Genomic DNA, 23,781 nt, shown 5'->3' with positions numbered 1-23,781 from the left:
ATGGCGAAACAACCATTGATCGCGGTGATTGACGGGAAAGGCGGCGGCCTAGGCCGCGCGGTGATTGAAGCTTTGAATCGAGGGGAGCTGGAGGGGGAAATCATCGCCCTTGGCACCAACGCGGTGGCCACCGCCAATATGCTGCGGGGCGGGGCGAAGGATGGCGCTAGCGGGGAGAACGCTGTCTGCCATATGTGCCGGCAAGCAAAGGTCATCGTGGGGCCCATTGGGATTTTGACAGCTGATGCCATGATGGGGGAGATCACCCCGCGGATGGCCCAGGCGGTGGCCCTGGCCCCGGGAGAAAAGGTTCTGCTGCCCCTGCAGCGGTGTGGGATTACCGTAGCCGGAGTACAGGATCTGCCCTTAAAGGAGTTGCTGGGCCAGCTGCCTGGATTGGTGCGAGCCGCTCTTACGGAGGAGGAATAGGATGGAGATCCGTCCGATGATGCGGGAGGATTACCCCGCGGTACAGGCGCTCTATCGGGAGTTATTTTTCGAGATGGCGGCCATCGCCCCGATGTACATCCAGGCGGCGGATCAGGATGTGGAATATCTGGACGCGGTTTTGGACAGCGATGAGGACGATGTGCTGGTGGCCGATGAAGAGGGGACGATCTTGGGGTTTGTGGTGCTGCAAACCCAGCTGACGCCCCCTATCCCCTGTATGGTTCGCTACCGGTTTGCCGCGCTCATGGATCTCATGGTCCGGCCTGACGCCCGAAATAAGGGCATTGGCACCGCCCTTATTGACGCTGCAAAGGCCTGGACCCGGCAAAACGGCCTGCGCTTTTTGGAGTTGGACGTGTTATCAGGAAACCAAAGGGCAAGATCCCTTTACGAGCGGGAGGGTTTCGCTCCGGTACTGAGCACCATGCGGCTGATGATGGAAGAGAAACCTTGAGGATTTGTGGCCGGAACCAGCGGGAAGCGGGATTTGCCATGGTAGGATGAAGGGAAAAGGGGCCTTTACCCGAATCTCCGGGTTGCCCCTGAAGTCCATTGGCATACCGGGGCGCGGGAGGTTGACTTCTGGGAGTGGCCCAGCTGGGTATTGACGCTAAATCCCATCGTTCAGGAGAAGCGGATTCTTAGGTTTGTGGCGCCACGATAAAGAAAGAGAAAAAGGGCCGGCGAAAGCCGGCCCTTTTTGATCCGTTTACTGTTTGGCCCAGTCCAGGGTGCGTCCCACGGCGTCATGCCACTTATGCAGCAGCTCCGTCCGGACGTCCTTTGCCATGGTGGGAGAGAACTCCTGCTCCAGTTCCCATAGGTTGATGGGATCGTTTTCCCCGTAGAATCCCACGGCAATGCCGGCGAGATAGGCGGCGCCCAGGGCGGTGGCCTCCTGGTATTGGGGCCGGAGAACCCGCGCTCCCATGAGATCGGCCTGGAACTGCATGAGAAAATCGTTGGCGCAGGCCCCTCCATCCACCTTGAGCGCGAAGATGGGGTTCTGGGCGGCCATGGCCATGAGGTTCAGCACGTCCATGGTGCTGTATGCGATGGATTCCAGGGTGGCTCGGACGATATGCTCCCGCCGGGTTCCTCGGGTGAGGCCGATGATGAGCCCTCGGCTATCCATGTTCCAGTAGGGGGCGCCCAACCCGGTGAAGGCAGGAACCACATATACGCCGCCGCTGTCTCGGACGGAAAGAGCCATGGCCTCGGTTTGTGCGGCGCTCTTGATGATGCCCAGCTGATCCCGGAGCCATTTTACGGCGGCGCCCGCCACAAAGACGCTGCCTTCCAGGGCGTATTGGGTGCTGCCGTCGGAGGTGGCGGTTAGGGTGGTGATGAGATCTCGGGTCATCACAGGTTTCTCTCCGATGTTCATCAGGAGAAAACAACCGGTGCCATAGGTGTTTTTGGCATCGCCCCGGCGAAGACAGCCATGGCCAAACAAGGCGGCCTGCTGGTCTCCGGCCATGGCGGCGATGGGAATCTCAACTCCCAGGATGCTTGGGTCGGTATAACCCATGACACCGCAGGAGGGCAGCACCTGGGGCAGGGCGTACCGGGGTACTGCAAAGGCGGTTAATAGCTCGTCGTCATAGTCCAGGGTGTTGATGTTAAAGAGCATGGTACGGCTGGCATTGGTTACATCGGTAGCGAACACCCGTTTTCCGGTGAGGTGGTAGAGGATCCAGGCGTCCACGGTGGCAAAGCAAAGCCGGCCGTCCATGGCCCGCTTGTAAGCTCCCGGAACGTTTTCAAAGATCCATTGAATTTTTGTGGCGGTAAAATAGGGATCGATGACCAACCCCGTCTTGTGTTTGATGGTGGAGGCCATGCCGTCCTGGCGTAGCTCGGCGCAGATATCGGCGCTGCGGCGGCACTGCCACACGATGGCGTTTAATAGGGGTTTTCCGGTTTGGGGATCAAAGGCGATTACCGTCTCCCTCTGGTTTGTGATGCCGATGGCTTGAATCTGCTGGGGAGAGACGTCGGCTTTTTCCAGAACGCCATGTATGCACTGGTATACGCTGCCGATGATCTCCGTGGGATCGTGCTCCACAAAACCTGGCTGGGGATAGTATTGCCGCAGCTCCACTCCATAGGAGGCGCGAGGGGCCCCTGCGGCATCGAATAGAATGGCTCTGGTACTGGTGGTGCCCTGATCGATGGATAGGATAAAGGTTTCCATGGAACGCCCCCCTAGGGTTTTTCAGCTGTCCGCGGGCCAATTCCATCCTGTGGCTGCGGAAAACCTTGTATTGCGCTGCTGCCCTGCCGCCGGCAGAGCATGCCGGCGAACAGAACGCAACAACACACGCCGTCCAAACCCAGGTTGGACGGTTTGACATCTCGTTGATCAATTTCTGAATTCCACCCATATTTTACAGGGCTCGCCTTATTTAGACAAGGCTAAAATGAGGGAACCCTCAATCCCGTGCTATTCTATTGAGCGGAAAAAGAGAGGGGAAAGGGGTTCCCTTTTATCGGACACGATTACAGAGAACCGGAAGGGATATGGAAAGGCGGCTGGCGAGATGAAAAAAGCCGCCCAGAATCGGGCGGCTTTTTGGTCAGAGGTCATTTTTTCGGCATCAGCTTTTGGGTGAATAGAATGGCGGCCAATCCGATGGCCACGCCAGCGATCCCCTGGATGCAGTTAAATCCTGCGGAGGGAAGAGCGGCGGGCATGCCGTAGAGAATGGCCTCGAAGAGGAAATACCCCAGCACCATAAAGGCCTGCAACAGCAGGAGCAACAGGGCGGAATAGGCTACGGACCGGGTCTTTTTTTGGAGCAGATAGCCTGCCACAAGCCCCATGATGCCTTTGATGATAAAGGTGATGGGGGCATAGGTAACATAGCCTGCCAAAAGGTCTGCCAGGCAGCTACCCACGGCGGCCACCAAGCCCGCAAAGGGCCCCAGAATGGCGGCGGATAGATAGATAATCCCGTCTCCAATGTGGATGTACCCTAGGGTGGTGGGGAACTTTAGATAGGCTGTGGCCACCATGATCAGGGCGGCTAGGAGTCCTCCATAGGCCAGGCGTTTGGTGTTGTTCATATGGATCACTTCCTAAATATATAAAAATAAGATAACCGTAGTAAATGGGAAATCAGCCGAGAATGCCCAGATGCTCCAACAGGATTTTGGCTCCGATGAGGATCAAAACGACGCCTCCTGTAACCACTGCCTTCTTTTGAAAGGCACAGCTCAGCCGCTTGCCGAAGAATACTCCCAAATAGCTGAGCGAAAAGGTAATTACGCCAATGAGGCCGGCGCTAAGCCAGATGTTGGCGGATACCGCAGCAAAGCTGATGCCCACCGCCAGGGCGTCGATACTGGTGGCGATGGAGAGGATTAAAAGGGTTTGGATGCGGAACGAGTCCCCCTTCGCTTCGCAGTCCTCCTCCCCCCGGATACCGTCCAGCAACATCTTTCCGCCCACAAAGGCGAGGAGGCCGAAGGCGACAAAGTGATCTACGTGCTGGATATAGGCCATGATGGACATCCCGGCAAAATAACCGATGAGGGGCATGAGCGCCTGAAAAAATCCAAAGAAAAAACCCATCCGCAGCGCTTTTGGCCCCAAAGGATCTCGGGCTGTAATGCCGCTGCTGACCGCCACCGCAAAAGCGTCCATGGCCAACCCGCAGGCTGTGAGTATTAGGGTCAATAGATCCATTTCGCCACTCCTATCCATGGAACCATGCCATTTTTGATAACCCCAAGGGTTTTGTACCTATACTAACTGGTATTGGATACGATGTCAAATATATTTGTGAAAAAAATATCTATTTACAAATCTCAAAAAAAGGATATACTATAAGTGTATCATATGAGACAAAAAGGAGGGCGTAATGGAGGAATACCGACGGTTATTGGAAGCCTGTCCGCTATGGCGCGGCGTAGCGCCTAAAACGGTGGACCGAGCCCTTGCCGTCCTTCGTACCGCATCCTTTTTGCCGGAGGAGGCTATCTACCAGAAGGATCGGTTTTATCAAGGACTGGGTATGGTAGCGGAGGGCCGCGCGCTGACCAGCAAGACATCGGTAGAGGGCAGACGGATGCCCATGAGCGTATTGGAGCCCGGCGGACTGTTTGGGGCGGTTACGGTATTTGGAAACGCTTCCCGCTTTGAAACCGATATTTATGCTGGCCCCCAGGGATGCACCGCGCTGTTCCTTTCTCGGGAATCCGTGCTGGAACTGCTCTCTATGGATTTTGTTCTGGTACAGAACTATATGAGCTATCTTTGCTCCCGTATCCGGTTTTTGAGCGGCCGGGTGGATGCGCTCTTTGGCACCGACGCCAAGAGCAAGCTGCTCTCCTATCTATATCACAACGTGGATCAGGAGGGTACGGTGCGCTTGGAGGATAACATGGCGCAGTTGGCGGCAAAGCTGTCGGTTTCCCGGGCCACTGTCTACCGGGCGATGGATGCTCTCATAGCGGAGGGGGCCATACGCCGGGAGGGAAAACGGATTTATCTGTTATAGGGGCGAGAATTCGCCCCAACAGATTAATAAATAAATCATGATATGATAATTTTAGGGAGGGAATTTTGATGAAACGGAGACAGAGTAGAGCGATCACCATGCTATTGGCAGCATTGCTGTTAATCGGCGCGCTGGCGGGCTGCGGCGGCGGTAACAATCCCCAGCCTTCCGCGGAGCCCACTTCCATGAAGGACCTGAAGATTGGGGTGCTGAAGGGCCCTACCGCGCTGGGCGCTGTGAAGATCATTGAAAATGAGGACCAGTACGGAAGCGTCGAGGTGATTGCATCCCCTGACGACATGGCCGCCAAGTTCATCTCTGGCCAGGTGAATATTGCGGCGGTTCCCACCAATCTGGCGGCGGTGCTTTACAAAAAGACCGAGGGGAACACCAGGGTGCTGGCCATCAATACCCTGGGCGTGCTATATATTCTCAGCAGCGACGACAGCGTGAAATCCATAGCCGATCTCCGCGGCAAGACCATCTATACATCCGGCCAGGGTTCCACGCCGGAGTACATTCTGAATGATCTGCTGCAGAAGAACGGCCTGACCCCCGGTGCCGACGTGACGGTGGAGTATCGCAGCGAACATGCTGAGGTGGCCGCCCTGGCCGCCGCCGGTACGGCTGAGGTCATCATGGTGCCCGAGCCCTTTGTGACCTCCATCACCGGCAAAACCCCTGAGATGAAAATCGCTGTGGATATGACCCAGGCCTGGAAGGAGGCCAACGGAGATGTTCCCCTGGTCATGGGATGCATCGTGGCCAAGGCTGATGTGGATGACGCCCAGATCCAGGCCTTTTTAAAGGAGTACCAGGCTTCCACCACCTTTGCCAATGAAGAGGTGGAGGAGACCGCCAGGATCATCGGCGAGGCCGATATTATGGCGGAAGCGGTGGTTAAGAGCGCGCTGCCCCGGTGCAACATCACCTATTTGGCGGGCGATGAGATGAAATCCGCCATGGAGACTTTCTTGACCGCTTTGTACGAAGCCAACCCCAAGTCCGTGGGCGGCGAGATGCCCCAGGCTGACTTCTACTATGGCGCCCAGTAAGAAACATAATATTCTAAGGAGCATAGGAAAATGGGCTGTTGTGGCGGCGATATGGATCGCCGCCTGGCAGCTCTTATCCCTTTTGGTGGGCCACGAGGTTCTGCTGCCCTCTCCCTTTGCCACCTTTCGGCGGTTGGCGGAGCTTTTAGGGGAGGGAGAATTTTACCTAGCCATCGGATCCACCTTTGTGCGGGTGATGGCGGGCTTTTTAATTGGAGCATTTACCGGGGGTTTGCTGGCGGTGGCCTGCGCTGCATCCTCCTGGCTGCGGGCGGTTTTTTCCCCCTTTATCGCGGTGGCCAGAAGCACGCCTTTTGCGTCCTTTATCATACTGGCTCTGCTATGGCTGAAAACCGGCCAGGTGCCGGTTTTGACTGCCGCTATCATGACCTTGCCCATTGTTTACGAAGGGGTGCGGGAGGGCATTGCCAGTACCGACGAGGGGATGCTGCATATGGCTCGGCTTTATGAGTTTCGCCCCTATGACACCTTGCGGTATATCTGGGTTCCCTCCGTCCGACCCTATCTGATGGCGTCGACCGCCTCCTCCATGGGTCTAGCCTTTAAGGCTGCGGTGGCGGCCGAGGTTATCGGTAGCCCACGGTATGCCATCGGGGGGCTGTTGTCCGACGCCAAGGTATATCTGGAGACCACCGATCTCTTTGCCGTCACTGCGGCACTGATCATCCTCAGCGTGTTCATCGAGCGAGGATTGCGGAGGTTGGTGGGATGATGGGAATTGCGTTGCAGGGGATTGAGAAGTCCTTTGGTGGAAATAAGGTGCTGCACGGCTTTGACCTTGCGGTGCGGGATGGCGAGATGGTGGCCCTCATGGGCCCGTCCGGTTGCGGGAAAACCACGGTGCTGAATCTTTTAAGCGGCATCCTTACGCCGGATGGAGGAGAGGTGCTTGGCATGGAGGGGAAACGGATTACCTATCTTTTTGCTGAGAACCGCCTGATCCTCCATAAGGGAGCGGAGGCCAATCTATTGGCGGCCATGCCCCATCCCGATTTGGCGCGAGCTAGGGAGATTTTAGACAGCCTCGGGATCCAGGGGGACGCGGGCCTTCGACCGGTAAAGGAGCTGAGCTTTGGCATGGCTCGCCGAGTGGCCATTGCCCGGGCCATTGCCCATGATGGGGATGTGATGCTATACGACGAGCCGGTCTATGGATTGGATGAAAAAAACCGGGCTGTGGTGCTGTCCCGCCTGAAAGAGCACCTCAGGGGAAAAACCGGAGTGCTTGTGACCCATGAGGCCGATGTTGCCCAGGCCCTGTGTCAAAGGGTGATTGCCATGGAGCCCTTGGGAAAGGGGTTGGATTCCAGCCTGTGAATCGCGTTAGGGAAAGCCCGTTCTGCGGAACGGGCTTTTTGTATGGAAAAGAGCTTGGGTGGCATCCTAATGCAGAGGTGAGTGGAATGTCACGAGAGGATTATATGTACAACAACGACGTGCGGGAATACTTCTTAAAGCTCCCTGCTCCGGTTCAGAATGCCGTTATCGATACGGGCATGGAGATCTCTACCCTGGGCGAGCTGCAGATGTGGGCCGAGCACTATATGAAATCCCATCCAAACAGCCGGGGTTAAAACTGAATAGGACCGGTAAAAATGTGAATCATAGAAAGGAATACAGTAGGAGGTATGCCTTATGAATGCGTATGTTGATCAAACCGGATGCATCAGCTGTGGGCTCTGCGTCAGCATGTGTCCCCAGGTCTTTGTCTTTAACGAGGAGGGCAAGGCCGAAAGCTTTGTGGATCCCATCCCCGCCGGGGCGGAGGAAAGCGCCCAGAGCGCTGCCAACAGCTGTCCCGTCAGCGTCATCGAGATCCAGTAGCAAAAAAGGGCCGGATGCAACCATCCGGCCCTTTTTGTTTGGCTAAAATACCAATAGTCCTAGGTATACCCCATAAAGGGTCAGGGCGGCAACGCCCTGCCAGCGCATGAGCTTTCCCTTGCACAGCATGGGCGCCGTAAAAACAAGGCACATGGCAAGGCAGATGGGAAGGTCCAGGGTGAGGGATTGGGGAGAGATGGCAAGCGGGTTGCGGGCGATCATGCCGCAAAGAGGCACGATGAGGGTGGTGTCAATGATATTGGCGCCCAGAATGTTGCCCACCGACAGGGAACCCTGCTTTTTGAGAATGGAGGCTACGGTGGTGACCAGCTCCGGCAGGGAGGTGCCTATGGCAATGACGGTGACGCTGATGATCCCCTCTGGCACTCCCAAGAGAGCGGCTAGGGCGCTTCCTTGGTCTACCAGAAGCCGGGCGCCGATGATGATACCCAGGGTGCCAAAAGCGAATTTGAAGAGGTTTGCGGTGACCTGGTTTTTGGTGGGAGATGGGCGGTTATGGGCGGGAAGGATCTGCCGCTTGGCGGATCGGATGTTCTCGTAGAAAAACAGCGCACAGATGAGGAACAGCAGAAGAACTCCCAGCGTGGAGAGGAAGCCTTCAAGAGAGCAAGCATAAAGCACCCCTACAGCCGCGATCATCAGAAGGGCTTTGGCAGCGTATTCCTTTCGACGGAATGCAAAAGGCAGGAACAGGGCGCACAGACTGAGGATAAGACCTAGGTTTGCGGTGACGGAACCCACCGCGTTGCCCACTGCCATATCCGCTTTTCCCTGGGTGGCGGCAAGCAGGGAGACCAGAAGCTCGGGAAGAGTGGTGGCAAGGCTTACCACTGTTGCTCCGATGATCACCTTTGGAATGCCGGATACCTCGGCCATCCAGGCAGCGGCGTCCACAAAGAAATCGCCGCCTTTGACGATCAGAACAAGGCCCAGTAGAAACAGCAGAACGATGACGGTTACAGACATGGGGATCACTCCAGGCAAAATAAAAACCCACGGACTAAGACGCCCATAGGTCATGTTCATGGGGGCGGACTGGATTTCACGGAAACAGAGCATTGCGTTGGCCCAAAATGGCTTCCAAAACAACCTCCTCACTATACCACGCCAGCCTATCTAAGGCAACGGGGGCCTCGTGGCGAGGGACGGAGACTAAGCCCGGCCGCGGCCCAGTTTGCCCGGCTTCGTCTGGGATATCCCTGTATGAAGAAATCCGGGAAAACGGGTGTTTTTTGATTCCGGGGGGCAAAACGGGGGATTGGCAAGGGGAGGGCGGTAGGGTACAATAATTGTGAAAAAGGTAACAACCCTTTTCAGGAGGTAATGACGATGATTCGACTGGAGAACGTGACCAAGAGCTACTCCAAAAGCGATGTGTTGGCGGTGGACCACATCAACCTGCATGTGAAAAAGGGCGAGGTTTTTGGGTTTATCGGCCCCAACGGCGCCGGCAAGACCACCACCATCAAGATGCTCACCGGCATATTGCCTCCGACGGAGGGCCGGGTACTCATCGACGGGGTAGACATCCAAACAGATCCCGTTGCGGCCAAACAGAAGATGGGTTATGCTCCCGACAGCAGCGAGGTTTACGACCGGCTGACGGGGATCGAATACCTGAACTTCATCGCGGACATCTATGGGGTTTCCGCCGCCGACCGCAAAGCGCGGATGGAGAAATACTTGAATATGTTTGAGATCGAGAAGGCGGTGGGCAGCCAGATCAAGACTTTTTCCCACGGCATGAAGCAGAAGCTGACCCTCACCGGCGCACTCATCCACAATCCCATGCTGTGGATTATGGATGAGCCCATGGTGGGCCTGGATCCCAAAAGCTCCCATCTTTTAAAGCAGGAGATGCGGGCCCATTGCGAGATGGGCAACACGGTGTTTTTCTCCACCCATGTGTTGGAGGTGGCCGAGCGCTTGTGCGACCGCATTGCTATCATCAGCCAGGGTAAAATCGTTGCCGTGGGCACGCTGGAGGAACTGAAGAACGGTCGTGACGAATCCCTAGAGAGCCTGTTCCTGGAGCTGACCGACAAAGAAGACACTTATGAGGCGTAAACCATGAGAAAATTCTTTACCCTATTTTTTGTGGAGCTGAAGCTCCAGCTCGGTCTTCAGACCCTGAAGGAGGGGTTTAAAAGCGGCCCAAAGGGGATTTTAAAATCCCTGGGATATCTGCTGGTGGCGGCGCTACTGGTGGGCTCCTTGGGCTTTTTATACCTGTTCCTTTTGAACTTGGTATTTGAACCCGCCTATCTGGCGGGACTCAGCGATACGCTACTGACCGCCGTGGTGCTGCTGGCTATGGTGCTGACCTTTGTATTTGGCATCATGCAGTGCATCGGCCTGTACTACAACCGGGATACCGATTTTCTGTTTTCCCTGCCCATTCCCCAGAGGACTGCCTTCGCGGGGAAATTTGCCCCCATTATGGCCAGCGAGGCCGTCTTGAACGTGGCTATCATCCTGCCGGCGCTGATTATCTATTCCCAATACGCCAGGGTGGATATGCTGTTCTGGCTCAAGAGCGTGGTGGTGATGCTGCTGTCCGCAGCTATCCCTTTAGCGCTGGCAGCCATTATTTCCTCTCTCATTATGGGGATGACCATCTTCGTCAAGCACAAGGATAAGATTGTCATGGGATTGGGCGTAGTGTTCTTTATCCTCTATTTTCTGGGGGTACAGTACCTATCCGCTGGGATGACCACCATGGACGAAAACGCCTTGGCGGCGATGCTGACCGGAGGGCTTATGGATACCATCACCCGGGCCTTCCCCCCGGCGCTCTGGGCAGCGAAGTCCTTGGTATATACCGGAAGCTCTGGCATGAACGCCTTCCTGCTCTTTACGGGGGTCAGCGTGGGCGCGCTCATCCTCAGCACCTTTGTGGCGGGCAGCTCCTTCATCCGCACCAGTACCAACCAGGGGGAGGCCGCGAAATCCGAGAAGCGGGTGAATCTGGATAAATCCAGCAAGCCCCAGTCCGCCTTCCGCGCTTTGCTGGCGCGGGAGTGGAAAACGGTGCTACGGTCCCCGGTTTATGCCATGAACTCTTTGATCATGGCGTTGGTAGGGCCCATTATGGTGTTCTGTATCTTTTTCATCCCCCGGGGTGACATGGGGGACTTGAATAGCATGGTCTCCATGATGGGGATTCCCCCGGAGGTGACAGGCTATATCATGCTGGGGGTTGCTGCTCTTATGTATTTCTTGGGCACTGTGAACAGCGGCGCGGCCACCGTCTTTACCCGGGAGGGAAAGGCTGTTTGGCTGCTGAAGACCCTTCCCGTTGAGCCCAAGCGAATCGCCCTCGCGAAGTTGATCTTTGGGCTGGAGATCAGCGTCATTGCCATTCTGCCTCTGGCAGTAGCCCTGTACTTTATGACGCCGTTTCTCTCCATCCTGCAGCTTTTGCTGGCTACGCTTGCGGCCCTTGTGGCGTGCACTCCAGTAGTGGCGGGCGCCGTGTTCCTGGATATGCAAAAGCCCAGCCTCAACTGGACCTCCGAGGCGGCGGCCATCAAGCGAAGCCGCAACGCCATCCTGGAGATCCTGCTGGCGTTTCTCTATGTGGCGCCCAATGTGGGAATTGTATCGCTGGTTATGAAGCTGGACCTGGGAATGACCGCTGTGTGGGCTGCTTTGCTTGTGGTCAACGCCGCCATCTCGATTGGGCTGATCATTGCGCTGGCGAAATGCGCGCCTAGGATGATCGGCAATATGGGAGAGAAATGACAAAATCAAAGTGGAAGGGAAAGGGGCCTTTGGAAAGGCCCCTTTTTTATGAAAGAGATCTGTTTCTTTTGGGGATTGCATTGTAAAATACGAAAAGAACGGGTACAATACTATTATTATTTTCATAACAAACTGTGAGGATACGGACCTATGGTAAAAGTGTTTGCGGACAGCACATCGGACCTGGATGCTCCCATCGCTGAAAAAGAGGGCGTGGGCATCATCCCCCTGACGGTAACCCTGGGGGAGGAGAGCTTTGATGACGGCGCGGGCGTTTCCTTCCTGGAGATGAGCCGGCGCATTGAAGCGGAACACATCGTGCCCAAGACGGCGGCTCCGTCTCCTCAGCGGTTTTATGACGCTTTTTTGCCTGAGCTGCAAAAGGGCAATACCGTCCTTTGTTTTTGCGCCAGCAGCGGGATCAGTTCCACCTATCAAAACGCCTGCATTGCCCGGGATCAGCTAAAGGATGTGGGCCGGGTGGACGTCATCGATAGCAAGGCCTGCGGTATCAGCATCGGTATCTCAGCGGTGTTGGCGGCACGGGAGGGCCGGGCTGGATTGGACCACGATACCGTTTATGCCCAGGGGTTGCGTAGGGTGTCCAAGATGGAGACCCTGGTGCTGTTGGATGATCTGGATTATCTGGTGATGGGAGGACGGATCAGCGCCCTTGCGGCAAAGGCCGTCAGCATTATGAACATCAAGCCCGTCATCACCTTTGATGAAGAGGGCAAGATCTATATCCGTCATAAATCCTTGGGCTTTAAAAAGGGGATGAAATGGCTGTGCGAGCAGGCGGTGGAGAAAGGCAAGGATTTTGGAAACACCATCCTTGGCTTTGCCTATTGTCTGGATCGAAGCCGCGCTGAGCAGCTGGCTGACATGGTGAAAAGCCAGGTGCGGGTGGTGGAGAGCATCACCACTCAGATTGGCTGTGTCATTGGCGCTTATACCGGAACCAAGGGTGTCGCCGTCTTTTTTGAACGGGCATAGGGGTAAGCGCTGGGAGGCATCCCCCGTATTGTGAAAGTTAAATGGAAAGAAAAATGCCGTGGGAAACCCACGGCATTTTTTGTGCTGTGATTACTGTACCTTTTTTAGAACGGACTTCTGGCCCTGAACATCGGTCAGGGTCAGGGTGGATTTATCCTCGCTGAGGGTATAGGTGACCACCGCGGACTGGGCGGTTCCTCCAGGAGGGTTCACGGTGATGGTGATTTGATCGGAGTCCTTTTCCCAGCTAAAGCTGGCCCCTACCGCTACGTTGCCGCTGGCTTCACCCACCAGCAACTGGGCGCTGTTGTTGAACTCATAATAGGTACCCGTTCCCTCCTCCTGCCATTTGCCGGCAAAGGGGTATTTTGCGCCGCACCCCACGGCAAACAGGAGCAGAAGTGCCAGGACAAAGGCGAGTGCTGTGCGTTTCATAGGTGATTCCTCCTAAAGGATGATGGTTTATTGCGCATCGTCGGACTGACGGGTCATGGTGACCACGCTGCCCGTCTCGGGATTGGTTAGGGTAAGGGTATCCTTGGAAAGGGAATAGGCGCTTTCCTGGCGCTGAATTTGGCTATCGATGATCAGCTGTATTTCCAGAACGCCGGCTTCCTCATCCAAAACATAGCTGGCGGTATAGGGAGCGAGCTTGGGAAGCTCGATTTCCACTGTGCCGTCCTTTTGGAAGGTATAGGAGGCGCCGTTGTTATCGTGAATCCAGCGGCCTACGATGGTAAGAGGTTCTTGGCTGAGGCTGGTAACCACTACATAGGCGCCCATGGCTACGATAAGCAGCGCGATAAGCACGATGGCAATCTTTCGAGGCATAGGACGCCTCCTTCCTTTGCAAAGGGATTTATATCATTATAGCCAATTCCCCTCCGCCTTGTAAAGCGCCGGAAGGGAATGGGGCTGTTTTCTGATCCATTTGACGCTTTTGTGAAAGCGCTATGTCACAAAAGCGTTGGCAGTATGAAGCAATCCCCATGCTAGGCTTCCTCTATGGGAGAAAGGGGATGGAGGAATGAACCAGCGGCAAAAGGAGCTTTGCCGGTTGTTGCAGAAAGGATTGACCCTTGAGGAGGCCGGAACACGGTGCGGGTACCGGCCGGGCTATTTCCGCAAACTCCTGCGTATCCCGGAGGTGCGGGAGGCTCTGGAGGTGGGCAGCCGGCCGGTCCTTGGCCATGGGCCGGACCACGTTCTGCTTTTGTACGAGCGGATCGCCTTCAGCGACGTCAAGGACTTTCTGCGTTTCGGTACCCGGGAAGAGGAAGGGAAACGAGTGAGCTATACCGAGCTTCGGGAGGATCAGGAGGTGGATGGCCAGCTTGTGGAGGAGATCGTCATCTCCAGTAGGGGGATTCCTCGGATAAAGCTGGCGGATCGGATGAAAGCCCTGGAAAAGCTGGAACGGTATTTTGATCTGTTTCCCGATACCTACCGCCGGGCTTTGATGGAGCGAAAGCTGGAGCTGATGGAGCGGGAAGAACGGGTGATTGAGGTGCTAAGCGATATTCCGCGTCCGCAGGAGGAAAGGGGAATGGAGGAAGAGGCACCTTTGGAAATGGAATGGAGCGGGGGAGGATGCACGGATGGCTAGGCCCGGCTCCAGCGCGGTACTATCATCCCACGGGAAAACAGGCGCTGTTTCACCGCTCCACAGCGGATGAGGTGCTCTTTGGAGGCGCCGCAGGCGGAGGAAAGACCGCCGCCCTAGCCATGGAGGCCTGTATCCGGTGCCTATCCACTCCCGGCGTGCAGATGTATCTTTTCCGCCGGACCTACCGGGAGCTGATGGATACTCTGGTGTTACAGTCCCGGCGGTTTATCCCACGGGAGCTGGCGAGGTTTTCCAGCACCACCATGAGCATGGAGTTCATCAACGGCTCTGCCATGCGGTTTCGCCACTGCAACAACGAGGGGGATCGCTTCAATTATGCCGGGGTGGAGATCCACGGCCTATTCATCGACGAGCTGACCCATTTTACCAAGACCATCTATGACTTTTTGAAGACCCGGCTCCGGGCGGAAAAGCGGCTGGGTATCCGCCCGGTGGTGCGGTGCGCCAGCAACCCTGGCGGCATTGGCCATAGCTGGGTCAAGGAGCGGTTTGTGGATCCGGGGCCGCCCTATGAGCTGCACGAGGAGTATGTTTACAGCGAGGCTTTGGGCTATGGCAGGAAGCGGACGGTGCAGTTTATTCCATCGCTGGTTACCGACAATCCCTACATTGGGGAGGACTATGTCTTTGAATTGGAGGGGAAGCCCAAAGCACTGCGGGAAGCCCTTCTGTTGGGGCGATGGGACGCCTTTGAGGGACAGGTTTTTGACGAGTGGCGAGACCGCCCAGAGGCATACGACACCCATCGTTTTACCCATGTGGTGACGCCCTTCCCCATTCCTTCCTATTTTCGGCGATACCGGGCCTTCGACTTTGGCTATGCCCGGCCCTTTGCCGTTCTATGGTTTGGAGTGGACAGCGATGGAACGGCCTATCTGTATCGGGAATGGTATGGAGGAAGCGGCAACAACGTGGGAATGCGGCTGCCAGCTTCGGAGATTGCCAAGGGCATCCGCCGCATCGAGGAGGAGGCGGGAGAGCGGGATGTAGTGGGATTTGCCGATCCCAGCATTTGGGATGGCAGCCGAGGGGAATCCATTGCGGAACAAATGGAGCGGGAGGGTGTCTATTTTACCCCGGGGGACAACGCCCGCATCGCTGGGAAGACGCAGATGCACCAGCGGTTAGCCTTTGACGCATCCGGCCGGTGCGGGCTCTATGTATTTTCTACCTGCAGGAACTTTATCCGCACTTTGCCAGGGCTGAAATACGACGCGCATCGCCCGGAGGATGTGGATACCCAAGGAGAGGATCATCTTTACGACGCTGCACGGTACTTTTTGATGTCCCGGCCGGTGGGCCAGAAGCCCAAGGCCATCACAAGGCGGGTGTTTAATCCGCTGGAATAAGGAGGTTCACCATGAACGACGAATTGCGGGAAAAGGCGCCCCGGCAGGATCAGGAGCTGATTGGCCGGGCCTATGAGCTCTTTGACGACTTCTATGCTCAAACTGCCGAGCTTCGTATGAAATGGGAGGAGAACGAGGAACTATATCGCACCAATCACTGGCGGCGCCAGGGCCAGAGGGACGACGAACCTCAGCCCGTGAATCCGGTGCTGTTCTCTACCATTGAGAGCATGCTGGCGGATATTATGGACAGCTATCCCCAGCCGGTGGTGCTGGCCCAGGAGGAGGGGGACGATGCTGTGGCGGAGACCCTATCCCAGGTGGTACGGTACATCCTCAAGCGCCGGCGGTACCGGACGGTATTCCGCAAGAAGGCCCGCCAGGCGCTAATCAAAGGAACGTCGGTCCAGGAGGTGTTCTGGGATACCGAGCTCTATGGCGGCCTGGGGGATGTGAACATCCGAAGCTGGGATGTAAAGCATTTTTTATTTGATCCCAAATGTGAGAACTTCCAGGAGGGCCGGGCCTGCTTCAAGTTTGGGTTCTTTACCAAGGAGTTTGTGGCCGACCGATATCCTTTTGCGCTTTCCATGGTACAGCCCGATACCTACAGCCCCTACGGCGGAGACGGGGACGAGCTGATGATGATGGAATATTGGTATAAGGAGCGGGACAGGGAGGGCGTCTCTCGGGTTCATATGGCGGTGCTCTGCGGGCACGCCCTTCTGTATGACAGCAAGCGGAGCCGGCCCGAGGGAATGTATGCCCATGGAAAGTATCCATTTGTAATGGAATCCCTCTATCCCTTGGAGGGGATGCCGGCGGGGCTTTCGGTGGTGGATGTGCTGAAAAACCTACAATTATACGCCGATCAATTGGATCAGATCATCCTCAAAAACGCCCTTATGAGCGGGAAGGCCAGGATGCTTGTCAGCCGCAGTGCCGAGGTGGAAGAGGACGCCCTGTTGGATTGGAACCGGGAGGTGGTACGGGCTTCTCGCATCGATGAGAACAGCCTCCGCTGGATGCAGCCCGCTCCCCTAAATCCTTATTTAATGAGATTGTGATCTTCAAGGATCGAGAGATCTTCCGGGTATATGGCACCTATCCTTCTGAGTTTGGCGTGTCCAAGGTGGCAGGGGATTATGGCCCCGTCAACTGCTTTTCCATCGTATCCGCCATGGATCGGGTCTATTATATGAGCCGCAACGATGGCATTTGCTACTACGACGGCATGCGGACCCGGCCCTTGGGTGATGAGAAACTCCGCATCTTTTTTGAAAACCCCAACCTATGTCTTGATTATTGCTGTGCTGTCGCCCTAGGAAGGAAGATCTACTTTGCGGTTTGTGAGGATGGGGATGGCGTCAACGATGCTCTACTGGAATACGACGTGGGCAAGCAGACCTATCTCATCCACAGGGGCGTGAACGCCAACTGCTTTCTGGTGGCCGACGGCACAATTCTATATGGCAGCCAGGATGGAAAAATCTACCGCATGGGCGCCAAAAAAACCGGACCATGCAAAGCAGCCCATTGGAAAACGCCTGTTCATGATCTGGGAGCGAAATATACTCATAAGACCAGTACCGTGCTCTACGCCCATGTGCGGGGACAGGGAGAGCTGTCTGTTACAGCGGACTTTGGCGGCAGGGCACGGGAAAAACGGATCGCTCTCAGCGACCAGCTTACCCCGGTGCGCATTCCCATCCGCGCTTTGGGGCGAACCGTTAGCTATACCTTCAGCAATGTGGAGGGTTCATCCTTTGAACTGCATGCGCCCCAGGTTGCTATTGAAATAGACGAGGATTAGGAGAGGAGGTCCTATGAGCAGATTTATCATTCCCAACCGAAATGTAAAGGGCTTGCCCAACAATGTGTTGGGATATGGCCAGGGATTTACCTTTACCAGCACGGCGGGGTATCAGCGGATCACGGATTTTTCCGATCTCGCTCTCAAGACCCTCAATGACCAACTGGAGCAGCTTTGGGTAAGAACCCAGAGCCGGGATCCCCAGACCGGGGATTACAGCACCACCGCGTTGATGGTGGGGGCGGAGCTGGCCAATCCCCGCATCATGGGACGGGCGATGTTTGCTGGAAAGCCGCAGGTGCGGTATGTTTCCAGCGCTGGGAATGACAGCAACGACGGTTTAACGGAACAAACGCCATTCTGCAGCATCCTGTGCGCCCTCCAATCCCTGCCCATGATCTGCGACCAGGGAGCCGTTATCTATTGCGATGCGCCGTCCTCGGGCCGGTATTTTGAGCGTCTTTGGGCCAGCATTCCCCTTTGCGGCGATCTAAGGATCGTGGGCCGCCAGCGAGTGACCTTCGTGGGCTCCATTCGCTTTGGGCCGGCCTTTACTGGAACCATAGCCTTTGAAAATTTTGTGTTCCAGGGAACCTGTGAGGAACTGGTAGAGGTTGTATCTCCGGGAGCTTCAGTCAGCTTTCATACCTGCGATTTTGTGATGGGGGGCGATGGCTGCCGTGGTATCCTAGCGCGGGGCGGAAGCGTCGCCGCTTTAGGCTGTGGTTTTTACGGCTGCGGGTTGGGCGCCATAGAGGCTTGGGATATGGGGCGGATCGGCATGCACAATTGCGTAGGATCCGGCAATGGATTTGCCCTGAAGGCAGAAGGATGCGCCATTGCGGTTCAGTCTGGAACCCGGCCGGTGGCAGTTACCCCTTCCATTGCTCAGGAGGGAGGCGTGATCCTGGGAACGGCCACAGCCTCCGCTGGTACGGCTGTAACGCATCTGGGGTACCGGGAGAGGGTGTTTTCCTCTACTGCTACCATGAGCGCGTTGGATCTGGAGTTCTTAGAGGACCCCTCCCCTGCGCAGGGGAAGGACCGGGTGACTGGAAAGGAGTACAAGGGGTATTGGGTGTTCGATTCCCAGGATGTCATTACGCAGCTTTCGGGGAAGACCCCGGTGGCCGGGAGGATCCAATTAAAGCGAAAACCGGGCGCGGGAACCAAAGACCGGGTAAAGGTGTATTTGTATTTACATAGCCATACAGGCCCCATGGGGGACGCCGTGGTAGGCGGTCCTTTGGGCAATGTGGCGTCGCTGGCGCCAGACGAGTCCCAGTGGGCGCCGGTGACGTCCGCGTCCATTCAGGCCATCCAGAGCGGCTATACCCGGGGATATGCCGTCTATTCGCCCATCAGCGGCGAGGAGTTGGAGTTCTATTCCCAGGCGGAGTATCCGGCCGATCTTTGGGTGGTGTACCAGTAAGGAGGAGATACCATGGCGTACAGCCAATATTATGGAAAATCCGGTGATTATATCAAAGAGATACAGAAGCTCCTAAACGATAAGGGGGCGGGGCTATCGGTGGACGGCGTCTGGGGGGATGAAACCGAGCGGGCTTATCAACAGCTGGGAAGCATCACGGCCTCCTCCTCTCTTGGGGGATCCTCCGTCAGCACCCGCCAGAACAGCTATGGGCTTTCTTATTATGATTATACGGCGCCTAGCGATGCACAGCTGCTGGAACGGGCGCAGGCCGCCGTCTCGGGGGAATACGACGCTATGCTGGCCGCTGAGGAGGAAAAAGCGCAACGGCTCACCGAGGCCCTTCAACGTTCCATCAGCGCCTTGGATCCAGCATACCAGCAGCGCTTGGATCTTCTGGAGGAGCAGTTTAACGAGACCCGGGAGTATCTTGCTAACGATGCTTTGAAGCGGGGAATGGGCCGAAGTACCCACTACATAGGAATGGTGGACAAGGCCAGCGATAAGCACCTTACCATGGTGGATCGGATCAACCAGGAATACCGGGATCAGGTGGACGCCATCAATCAGGAGATCTTGGATGTGCAGCGGGACTTGCTTAGCAACAAGGGGATGATCTCTGCCAAGCAGCAGAGCGCTATGCGAAAATACCTGGATCAGCTGATGGAGGATCGGGATGACCGTATCCTAGCTATGGTAAAGTACAACAACTCGGTGCGGGAGACCGAGCTTGCGTTGGCGGCAAAAGCCTCCAGCTCCTCCCGGAGCGGGGGCGGACGCAGCAGCGGAAGCAGCGGGAAATCCAGTTCCGGCTATTCCCAGAGTGTGCAGACGGAATGGGCACGGTTAACCAAGCCGGGCAAGATCGCATTTTTTGACCAGATTGCCGATGAGCTGTACAGCAAAGATCGAAGCCTTTATAACAAGCTGAAGAACGACGTGGCCAGTTACCGCAAGCAGGGATATTTTGCAGCGGTAAACAAGGAATACAACTACTACACCGATACGGTGAAACCCTATCGTTATACCGGTCCGCGCTAAGAAGCCGTATGCTTTTTTCCTTTGCTGGAAACAATAGGAGAAAAGCGGGAGGGATGATGCGCATGCCTGACTGGGATTGGTTTGGATTTACCCCCAAGGAAGCCTTTTTCTTAGGGGAGGATGAGGAGGAGCGGAACAACGCCAAGGAAGACGGTTATGGCGGAAGCAACGTTCCTCCCAAACTGGATGGCTTTACCCCCACAGAGTCGCTGGAGGAGAATAAAAAACAGCTGGACGCCTTGTTTCATAAGGAAATCAACATGGACTATATTCGCCGGGAATTTTACTGCGGGAAGATCAAGGTGCTGCTGGCCTTTATCGATGGCCTGACCAACAGCATGATCGTGGACGATATGCTGCTGCGGCCATTGATTCAGCATCCATGCGAGGGGATAGACGATGCCTTAAGGCGGGTGTTGCCCATCAATAATATTTCCGTTGCCACCGACGGGAAACAGATGGTGAACTCCATTCTTGAGGGGGACGCTGTGGTGTTCTTTGACGGGGATGCCCGGGCTATCACCTTGGATGTAAAAAGCTACGACAAGCGTACGGTGGGAGAGACCATCAACGAGAAGGTGGTAAAGGGGCCGCAGCAGGGGTTCGTGGAGAACATGCGGACCAATATCACCTTGATCCGCAGTATTGTCCGGGTGCCTGACTTGGTGAGCCAAATCATGCCCACCGGTGGAGATAACAATATGAAGTGTGCCGTTATGTACCGAAAGGGAGTGGCATCGGAACAGCTGGTACAGCGGGTCATTGAAAAGATAAAGGGTATCAGCGATGTGGGGTTTGTTCTGGGCGGCGGCATGATGGAGCAGCTTATGAAGGAGGACCGCCGGTGCATTCTGCCTCGCACCCTTCAGACCGAGCGCCCCGATCGAGCGGCTGCCTATCTGACCCAAGGGCATATTGCGCTGGTGTGCGACGGCTATCCCTTTGTGATGGTGTTGCCCATTACGTTTTTTTCCTTGATGCAGACCAGCGAGGATTATTTTATCAACCCGGTATTTGCTACCATTGAGCGGATCATCCGTTACGCGAGCCTCTTTATTTCCATGCTACTTCCGGGGATCTATGTGGCGCTGGTGCTGTTTCACCAAAAGATGCTGCCCATTGAATTCATCCTTTCCAGCCTGGCAAGCCGGCAGCTCATCGCCCTTCCGGTATTTCTGGAAATTCTACTGATGTCCATCGTTTTTGAGCTGCTGCGGGAAGCCAGTATCCGGGTGCAATCGGGGATCAACCAAACCCTGGGCATCGTCGGAGGGCTCATTTTAGGGCAGGCGGCGGTGTCGGCCAACCTGGTGAGCCCCATCGCCATCATCGTGGTGTCCACAGCGGGATTGGCCAGTTTTGCAATTCCGGATTTTTCCCTACAAATGGCTCTGTATTATGTGCGATTTATCTTCCTGGGCGCTGCGCTACTGGGCGGTTTTTGGGGCATTCTTTTGGTGTTTATTCCGCTCTGCGCGTATTTGTGTTCCATTAAATCCTATGGCGTACCCTATTTTACCCCCGTTGCACCCAAGACCCGCTCCAACCGGGATTTGATCATCAAAGGGAACATCACCCGCGGTGGGGATATTCCAGACTATATCCGGGGAGGTGGGAAAAAATGAGGGAAAAGCTTGGGTACAGCGCCTTCGGAAAATTTATTTTAATTACCTCTCTTGCCAAGGTTCTGTTGGTGGATAATAGTCTCAGTATCCTTGGCGGCGGCGCGTTTTTGGTTCCCTTGATTGCTTTGGTAGGCGGAGTCGCGTTGATTTTTTTGCTGGATCAAAATCGTCTGAGGGGGGGACTATGCCCACTCGATGGAGAGACGTCCACCTTGTCGCAACGAATGGTAATGATCCTGTTTCTTGTAGCCATCCTTATGGAGGTAACGGCTAATGTTAGCCGTATGACCTTAACCATGAAATACGATACCTTTTTGACCACCGGGGAATCCACCATTGCTGCGGTGGTATTGGCGGCTATGGTGGCGGGGGCATTTTTTGGCCTGACCGGCATGGATGGAGCAGGAAAGATTGGTCTGGTGCTTTCCTTCCTTGTTCTTATCCTGGGACTTTGGGCGGCATACAGCAATTACGATCCTTTTCGGGTGTTACCCTTGGTACGGGAGGACTGGAAGGACTATGTGCGGGCGGGCCTTCAGTGGATCATGGCTTTTTGGCCCATTGTGCTACTCTGGGTGTTTCCTCAAAAGCCGTCCGACACCCCCAGGATCAAGAAGTTTGGCATCCGCGGAGCCTGCTTCGGCGCGCTTTGGGGAGGCGGCATTCTACTGGCCTGCCTGATGGTACGGAGCCCATATTCCGTCCAGCCGGGCTTTTCTCCCGTCTCGTTTTTGTTTGAGCAGGCCACCATGGGACGATCCTTTTACCGCTTGGATCCCATCTTAAGCGTAGCCATTACCTGTTTGGGCGTGGTATCGGGAGCGTTGGGGCTCTACGTATGCGGCATATTGGTCAAGCGGATCGTGGGCCTTCCGGATGTACGCCCTGCAGTTGTGCTTATTGGGATGGCGTGTCTCTGCGCCATCCAGTGGTCGCTGACTCCCGGTTCACCGCTATGGGGGATGGGAAGCGATGTGGAAAGCTGGAGCGTTTGGTTTCTCCTTGGGGGAATTGCATTGGGGCTTTTGACGGGAAGGAGGATACGTCATGGTTAAGCGCGGAATGCTTCTGGGGCTGCTTTTGCTCGTTATGACTTTTCTGGGCGGATGCAGCGATAGCTTGGAATTGGATGATTCCGCCCATGTTCTCAGCGTTGCCATTGACAGGGGAGAGGAAAAGACCTACCGGTATACCTTTCAGATGCCAATTTTATTGGGAGAGGGCTTGGGAAACGGGGAGGCGCGGTTTCGCAGCTTGACCCTGGAGGCGGATAATATCCTGGATGCTTTTGAAAGCGCCAACCATGCCGATGCCCGGAATATGAATTTTGCTCATTTAAATTTTTTTGTGGTCAGCGAAGAACTGGCGCGGGCGGGGGATATGCCGGGCTTGATTGCCTCCTGCGCTTATTTGGCGGAACTTCGGGAGGAGGCTTTGGTGGTGGTTGCCCGGGGATCGGCACAGGATTTTTTGAAAGGGTTTGAAAACGAAAAGGAATCCAATCTGGAGCGGCTGCAGGAGAATCTGATCCAGGGCGCAGCCAACTCCTCCATCATTCCATCGGCTACCATAGCCGACCTGTTGGAGTATTTTACCGATGGACGGGGGGATTGTGTGGTGGCCTTGGGCAGTGTGAATGAATCGGTGTCTTCCCCGGCTACTGGAGAGGGGGAAGAGGCCTCCGAGGAGGCTTTTTCCCAAAGTGCCATGGACGATCCGGTAGGGGAAATTTCTAGAGAGGGCGGCTTGGGGAGTGATCTCAGAGGAGCAACGCTGTTCTCAGACGGCAAGATGGTGGAGATACTGGGCCCAGGGGAGACCAAGTTTTTGCTCATGGCCCGCGGCGAGTTCAGCCATACCAGGTATGTGGTGCCGGATCCCTCGGGGGAGGGCACCGTTACGCTGAATCTTACAAAGCGTGCGCAGCCCAGCATCCAGGTGGATCTTGAGGAAGATGGCGCTCGCTGTAGGATAACCGTCTTTCTTCGTGGACGAGTGGTGGATCAGACCAATTTTGTGAACATGGATGATGATGCGGTCTTTGAAGCCGTTACCCTTGCGGCGGAATCAGAGCTAAACCGCCGTATGGAGGAGGTGCGGATCAAGGCTCTGGCAGCGGGCTCCGATGCCTTTAACCTGTCCCGCTGGGCGAGCCGCCGGTATCTCTCCTTTGCGGCTTATGAAAAAGATGGCGTCAAGGATGCCATCCGCAACGGCCAGGTGGAGGTCCGGGTGGAGTTCCAAATGGTCAAACAGGACCCGTACAGGAGGTGACGCA

The 23,781-nt window shown here is 55.7% G+C and carries 26 protein-coding genes; 20 read left to right on the top strand and 6 right to left on the bottom strand.

Translation table 11 applies throughout. The annotated features are described in order from the left end of the window. Entirely contained in the window at nucleotides 1-429 is a 429-nt protein-coding gene (locus KP626_RS04810; protein ID WP_395978875.1) for a DUF3842 family protein, read from the top strand. Between the two features lies 1 nt (nucleotide 430). Next, the gene (locus KP626_RS04805; protein WP_395978873.1) at nucleotides 431-904 is read left to right on the top strand and encodes a GNAT family N-acetyltransferase; all 474 of its coding nucleotides are present in this window, start codon (nucleotides 431-433) and stop codon (nucleotides 902-904) included. Between the two features lie 255 nt (nucleotides 905-1,159). Here the strand turns inward: KP626_RS04805 and glpK are convergent, their stop codons facing one another. The 3 genes from glpK to KP626_RS04790 all read right to left on the bottom strand — a co-directional run bounded on the left by glpK (nucleotide 1,160) and on the right by KP626_RS04790 (nucleotide 4,141). Then, entirely contained in the window at nucleotides 1,160-2,647 is a 1,488-nt protein-coding gene (glpK, locus tag KP626_RS04800; protein WP_395978871.1) for a glycerol kinase GlpK, read from the bottom strand. A 389-nt stretch (nucleotides 2,648-3,036) separates the two neighbouring features. Further along, on the bottom strand, nucleotides 3,037-3,519 hold the full coding sequence (locus tag KP626_RS04795) for an ECF transporter S component (RefSeq protein ID WP_395978869.1): 483 nt from the start codon (nucleotides 3,517-3,519) through the stop codon (nucleotides 3,037-3,039). Between the two features lie 52 nt (nucleotides 3,520-3,571). Next, nucleotides 3,572-4,141 carry a manganese efflux pump MntP family protein gene (locus tag KP626_RS04790; protein WP_395978867.1) on the bottom strand — a complete coding sequence of 190 codons (570 nt, stop codon included), beginning with the start codon at nucleotides 4,139-4,141 and terminating at the stop codon, nucleotides 3,572-3,574. Between the two features lie 175 nt (nucleotides 4,142-4,316). On the opposite strand from KP626_RS04790, the gene KP626_RS04785 reads away from it, so the two are divergent. The 6 genes from KP626_RS04785 (at nucleotide 4,317) to KP626_RS04760 (ending at nucleotide 7,855) form a co-directional block, all read left to right on the top strand. Continuing rightward, nucleotides 4,317-4,955, top strand: coding sequence for a Crp/Fnr family transcriptional regulator (locus KP626_RS04785; protein WP_395978865.1), 639 nt, complete (start codon nucleotides 4,317-4,319; stop codon nucleotides 4,953-4,955). A 68-nt stretch (nucleotides 4,956-5,023) separates the two neighbouring features. Next, nucleotides 5,024-6,010, top strand: a complete 987-nt coding sequence (locus KP626_RS04780) for an ABC transporter substrate-binding protein (protein ID WP_395978863.1) — start codon at nucleotides 5,024-5,026, stop codon at nucleotides 6,008-6,010. A 40-nt stretch (nucleotides 6,011-6,050) separates the two neighbouring features. Then, entirely contained in the window at nucleotides 6,051-6,743 is a 693-nt protein-coding gene (locus KP626_RS04775) for an ABC transporter permease (protein WP_395978861.1), read from the top strand. Next, the gene (locus KP626_RS04770; protein WP_395978859.1) at nucleotides 6,740-7,348 is read left to right on the top strand and encodes an ATP-binding cassette domain-containing protein; all 609 of its coding nucleotides are present in this window, start codon (nucleotides 6,740-6,742) and stop codon (nucleotides 7,346-7,348) included. The genes KP626_RS04775 and KP626_RS04770 overlap by 4 nt, the downstream gene beginning before the upstream one ends. A gap of 86 nt (nucleotides 7,349-7,434) precedes the next feature. Beyond that, nucleotides 7,435-7,605, top strand: a complete 171-nt coding sequence (locus KP626_RS04765) for a hypothetical protein (protein ID WP_395978857.1) — start codon at nucleotides 7,435-7,437, stop codon at nucleotides 7,603-7,605. Nucleotides 7,606-7,666: 61 nt separating this feature from the next. Continuing rightward, a complete protein-coding gene (locus tag KP626_RS04760) occupies nucleotides 7,667-7,855 on the top strand; it encodes a ferredoxin (RefSeq protein ID WP_395978855.1) in 189 nt (62 codons plus the stop codon). A 42-nt stretch (nucleotides 7,856-7,897) separates the two neighbouring features. Here KP626_RS04760 and KP626_RS04755 read toward each other — a convergent pair whose 3' ends face one another. After that, nucleotides 7,898-8,842, bottom strand: coding sequence for a calcium/sodium antiporter (locus tag KP626_RS04755; protein ID WP_395978853.1), 945 nt, complete (start codon nucleotides 8,840-8,842; stop codon nucleotides 7,898-7,900). A 363-nt stretch (nucleotides 8,843-9,205) separates the two neighbouring features. Between KP626_RS04755 and KP626_RS04750 the strand changes: the two genes are divergently transcribed. The 3 genes from KP626_RS04750 to KP626_RS04740 all read left to right on the top strand — a co-directional run bounded on the left by KP626_RS04750 (nucleotide 9,206) and on the right by KP626_RS04740 (nucleotide 12,616). Further along, nucleotides 9,206-9,943: an ABC transporter ATP-binding protein gene (locus KP626_RS04750; RefSeq protein WP_395978851.1), complete on the top strand. Its 738-nt coding sequence runs from the start codon at nucleotides 9,206-9,208 to the stop codon at nucleotides 9,941-9,943. A 3-nt stretch (nucleotides 9,944-9,946) separates the two neighbouring features. Next, a complete protein-coding gene (locus KP626_RS04745; RefSeq protein WP_395978849.1) occupies nucleotides 9,947-11,620 on the top strand; it encodes a hypothetical protein in 1,674 nt (557 codons plus the stop codon). Nucleotides 11,621-11,770: 150 nt separating this feature from the next. Next, nucleotides 11,771-12,616 (top strand): DegV family protein, encoded by an 846-nt coding sequence (locus tag KP626_RS04740; protein ID WP_395978847.1) that lies wholly within the window; start codon nucleotides 11,771-11,773, stop codon nucleotides 12,614-12,616. Between the two features lie 90 nt (nucleotides 12,617-12,706). On the opposite strand, the gene KP626_RS04735 is transcribed toward KP626_RS04740, so the two are convergent. Both KP626_RS04735 and KP626_RS04730 read right to left on the bottom strand, forming a co-directional pair. After that, nucleotides 12,707-13,051, bottom strand: coding sequence for a hypothetical protein (locus KP626_RS04735; protein WP_395978845.1), 345 nt, complete (start codon nucleotides 13,049-13,051; stop codon nucleotides 12,707-12,709). A gap of 27 nt (nucleotides 13,052-13,078) precedes the next feature. Then, entirely contained in the window at nucleotides 13,079-13,447 is a 369-nt protein-coding gene (locus KP626_RS04730) for a DUF5640 domain-containing protein (RefSeq protein WP_395978843.1), read from the bottom strand. Between the two features lie 196 nt (nucleotides 13,448-13,643). Between KP626_RS04730 and KP626_RS04725 the strand changes: the two genes are divergently transcribed. From KP626_RS04725 to KP626_RS04685, 9 genes are all read left to right on the top strand, one after another. After that, entirely contained in the window at nucleotides 13,644-14,222 is a 579-nt protein-coding gene (locus KP626_RS04725; protein ID WP_395978841.1) for a terminase small subunit, read from the top strand. Further along, nucleotides 14,207-15,592, top strand: a complete 1,386-nt coding sequence (locus KP626_RS04720) for a phage terminase large subunit (protein WP_395978839.1) — start codon at nucleotides 14,207-14,209, stop codon at nucleotides 15,590-15,592. Before KP626_RS04725 ends, KP626_RS04720 begins: the two co-directional genes overlap by 16 nt. An 11-nt stretch (nucleotides 15,593-15,603) precedes the next feature. Beyond that, nucleotides 15,604-16,659: a hypothetical protein gene (locus KP626_RS04715; protein ID WP_395978837.1), complete on the top strand. Its 1,056-nt coding sequence runs from the start codon at nucleotides 15,604-15,606 to the stop codon at nucleotides 16,657-16,659. Then, nucleotides 16,656-17,405 carry a hypothetical protein gene (locus KP626_RS04710; RefSeq protein ID WP_395978835.1) on the top strand — a complete coding sequence of 250 codons (750 nt, stop codon included), beginning with the start codon at nucleotides 16,656-16,658 and terminating at the stop codon, nucleotides 17,403-17,405. Before KP626_RS04715 ends, KP626_RS04710 begins: the two co-directional genes overlap by 4 nt. Nucleotides 17,406-17,418: 13 nt before the next feature. Next, nucleotides 17,419-18,837 carry a hypothetical protein gene (locus KP626_RS04705; protein ID WP_395978833.1) on the top strand — a complete coding sequence of 473 codons (1,419 nt, stop codon included), beginning with the start codon at nucleotides 17,419-17,421 and terminating at the stop codon, nucleotides 18,835-18,837. Nucleotides 18,838-18,849: 12 nt separating this feature from the next. Next, nucleotides 18,850-19,878, top strand: a complete 1,029-nt coding sequence (locus KP626_RS04700) for a hypothetical protein (protein ID WP_395978831.1) — start codon at nucleotides 18,850-18,852, stop codon at nucleotides 19,876-19,878. Between the two features lie 62 nt (nucleotides 19,879-19,940). Then, nucleotides 19,941-21,503, top strand: a complete 1,563-nt coding sequence (locus tag KP626_RS04695; protein ID WP_395978829.1) for a spore germination protein — start codon at nucleotides 19,941-19,943, stop codon at nucleotides 21,501-21,503. Beyond that, nucleotides 21,500-22,558 carry a hypothetical protein gene (locus KP626_RS04690; RefSeq protein WP_395978827.1) on the top strand — a complete coding sequence of 353 codons (1,059 nt, stop codon included), beginning with the start codon at nucleotides 21,500-21,502 and terminating at the stop codon, nucleotides 22,556-22,558. The genes KP626_RS04695 and KP626_RS04690 overlap by 4 nt, the downstream gene beginning before the upstream one ends. Continuing rightward, on the top strand, nucleotides 22,551-23,777 hold the full coding sequence (locus KP626_RS04685; RefSeq protein ID WP_395978825.1) for a Ger(x)C family spore germination C-terminal domain-containing protein: 1,227 nt from the start codon (nucleotides 22,551-22,553) through the stop codon (nucleotides 23,775-23,777). The genes KP626_RS04690 and KP626_RS04685 overlap by 8 nt, the downstream gene beginning before the upstream one ends. Nucleotides 23,778-23,781 lie beyond the last annotated feature (4 nt).

The organism is Christensenella sp. MSJ-20, from assembly GCF_044357945.1.
Classification (GTDB): domain Bacteria; phylum Bacillota; class Clostridia; order Christensenellales; family QAND01; genus QAND01.
This window is presented reverse-complemented; position numbering and strand designations above follow the sequence as displayed.

What these genes read in the sequence shown, in the direction of transcription:
- KP626_RS04810 (WP_395978875.1), top strand. Translation starts at nt 1, where the DNA reads ATGGCGAAACAACCATTGATCGCGGTGATTGACGGGAAAGGCGGCGGC.
- KP626_RS04805 (WP_395978873.1), top strand. Translation starts at nt 431, where the DNA reads ATGGAGATCCGTCCGATGATGCGGGAGGATTACCCCGCGGTACAGGCG.
- glpK (WP_395978871.1), bottom strand. Translation starts at nt 2,647, where the DNA reads ATGGAAACCTTTATCCTATCCATCGATCAGGGCACCACCAGTACCAGA.
- KP626_RS04795 (WP_395978869.1), bottom strand. Translation starts at nt 3,519, where the DNA reads ATGAACAACACCAAACGCCTGGCCTATGGAGGACTCCTAGCCGCCCTG.
- KP626_RS04790 (WP_395978867.1), bottom strand. Translation starts at nt 4,141, where the DNA reads ATGGATCTATTGACCCTAATACTCACAGCCTGCGGGTTGGCCATGGAC.
- KP626_RS04785 (WP_395978865.1), top strand. Translation starts at nt 4,317, where the DNA reads ATGGAGGAATACCGACGGTTATTGGAAGCCTGTCCGCTATGGCGCGGC.
- KP626_RS04780 (WP_395978863.1), top strand. Translation starts at nt 5,024, where the DNA reads ATGAAACGGAGACAGAGTAGAGCGATCACCATGCTATTGGCAGCATTG.
- KP626_RS04770 (WP_395978859.1), top strand. Translation starts at nt 6,740, where the DNA reads ATGATGGGAATTGCGTTGCAGGGGATTGAGAAGTCCTTTGGTGGAAAT.
- KP626_RS04765 (WP_395978857.1), top strand. Translation starts at nt 7,435, where the DNA reads ATGTCACGAGAGGATTATATGTACAACAACGACGTGCGGGAATACTTC.
- KP626_RS04760 (WP_395978855.1), top strand. Translation starts at nt 7,667, where the DNA reads ATGAATGCGTATGTTGATCAAACCGGATGCATCAGCTGTGGGCTCTGC.
- KP626_RS04755 (WP_395978853.1), bottom strand. Translation starts at nt 8,842, where the DNA reads ATGTCTGTAACCGTCATCGTTCTGCTGTTTCTACTGGGCCTTGTTCTG.
- KP626_RS04750 (WP_395978851.1), top strand. Translation starts at nt 9,206, where the DNA reads ATGATTCGACTGGAGAACGTGACCAAGAGCTACTCCAAAAGCGATGTG.
- KP626_RS04745 (WP_395978849.1), top strand. Translation starts at nt 9,947, where the DNA reads ATGAGAAAATTCTTTACCCTATTTTTTGTGGAGCTGAAGCTCCAGCTC.
- KP626_RS04740 (WP_395978847.1), top strand. Translation starts at nt 11,771, where the DNA reads ATGGTAAAAGTGTTTGCGGACAGCACATCGGACCTGGATGCTCCCATC.
- KP626_RS04735 (WP_395978845.1), bottom strand. Translation starts at nt 13,051, where the DNA reads ATGAAACGCACAGCACTCGCCTTTGTCCTGGCACTTCTGCTCCTGTTT.
- KP626_RS04730 (WP_395978843.1), bottom strand. Translation starts at nt 13,447, where the DNA reads ATGCCTCGAAAGATTGCCATCGTGCTTATCGCGCTGCTTATCGTAGCC.
- KP626_RS04725 (WP_395978841.1), top strand. Translation starts at nt 13,644, where the DNA reads ATGAACCAGCGGCAAAAGGAGCTTTGCCGGTTGTTGCAGAAAGGATTG.
- KP626_RS04720 (WP_395978839.1), top strand. Translation starts at nt 14,207, where the DNA reads ATGCACGGATGGCTAGGCCCGGCTCCAGCGCGGTACTATCATCCCACG.
- KP626_RS04715 (WP_395978837.1), top strand. Translation starts at nt 15,604, where the DNA reads ATGAACGACGAATTGCGGGAAAAGGCGCCCCGGCAGGATCAGGAGCTG.
- KP626_RS04705 (WP_395978833.1), top strand. Translation starts at nt 17,419, where the DNA reads ATGAGCAGATTTATCATTCCCAACCGAAATGTAAAGGGCTTGCCCAAC.
- KP626_RS04700 (WP_395978831.1), top strand. Translation starts at nt 18,850, where the DNA reads ATGGCGTACAGCCAATATTATGGAAAATCCGGTGATTATATCAAAGAG.
- KP626_RS04695 (WP_395978829.1), top strand. Translation starts at nt 19,941, where the DNA reads ATGCCTGACTGGGATTGGTTTGGATTTACCCCCAAGGAAGCCTTTTTC.
- KP626_RS04690 (WP_395978827.1), top strand. Translation starts at nt 21,500, where the DNA reads ATGAGGGAAAAGCTTGGGTACAGCGCCTTCGGAAAATTTATTTTAATT.
- KP626_RS04685 (WP_395978825.1), top strand. Translation starts at nt 22,551, where the DNA reads ATGGTTAAGCGCGGAATGCTTCTGGGGCTGCTTTTGCTCGTTATGACT.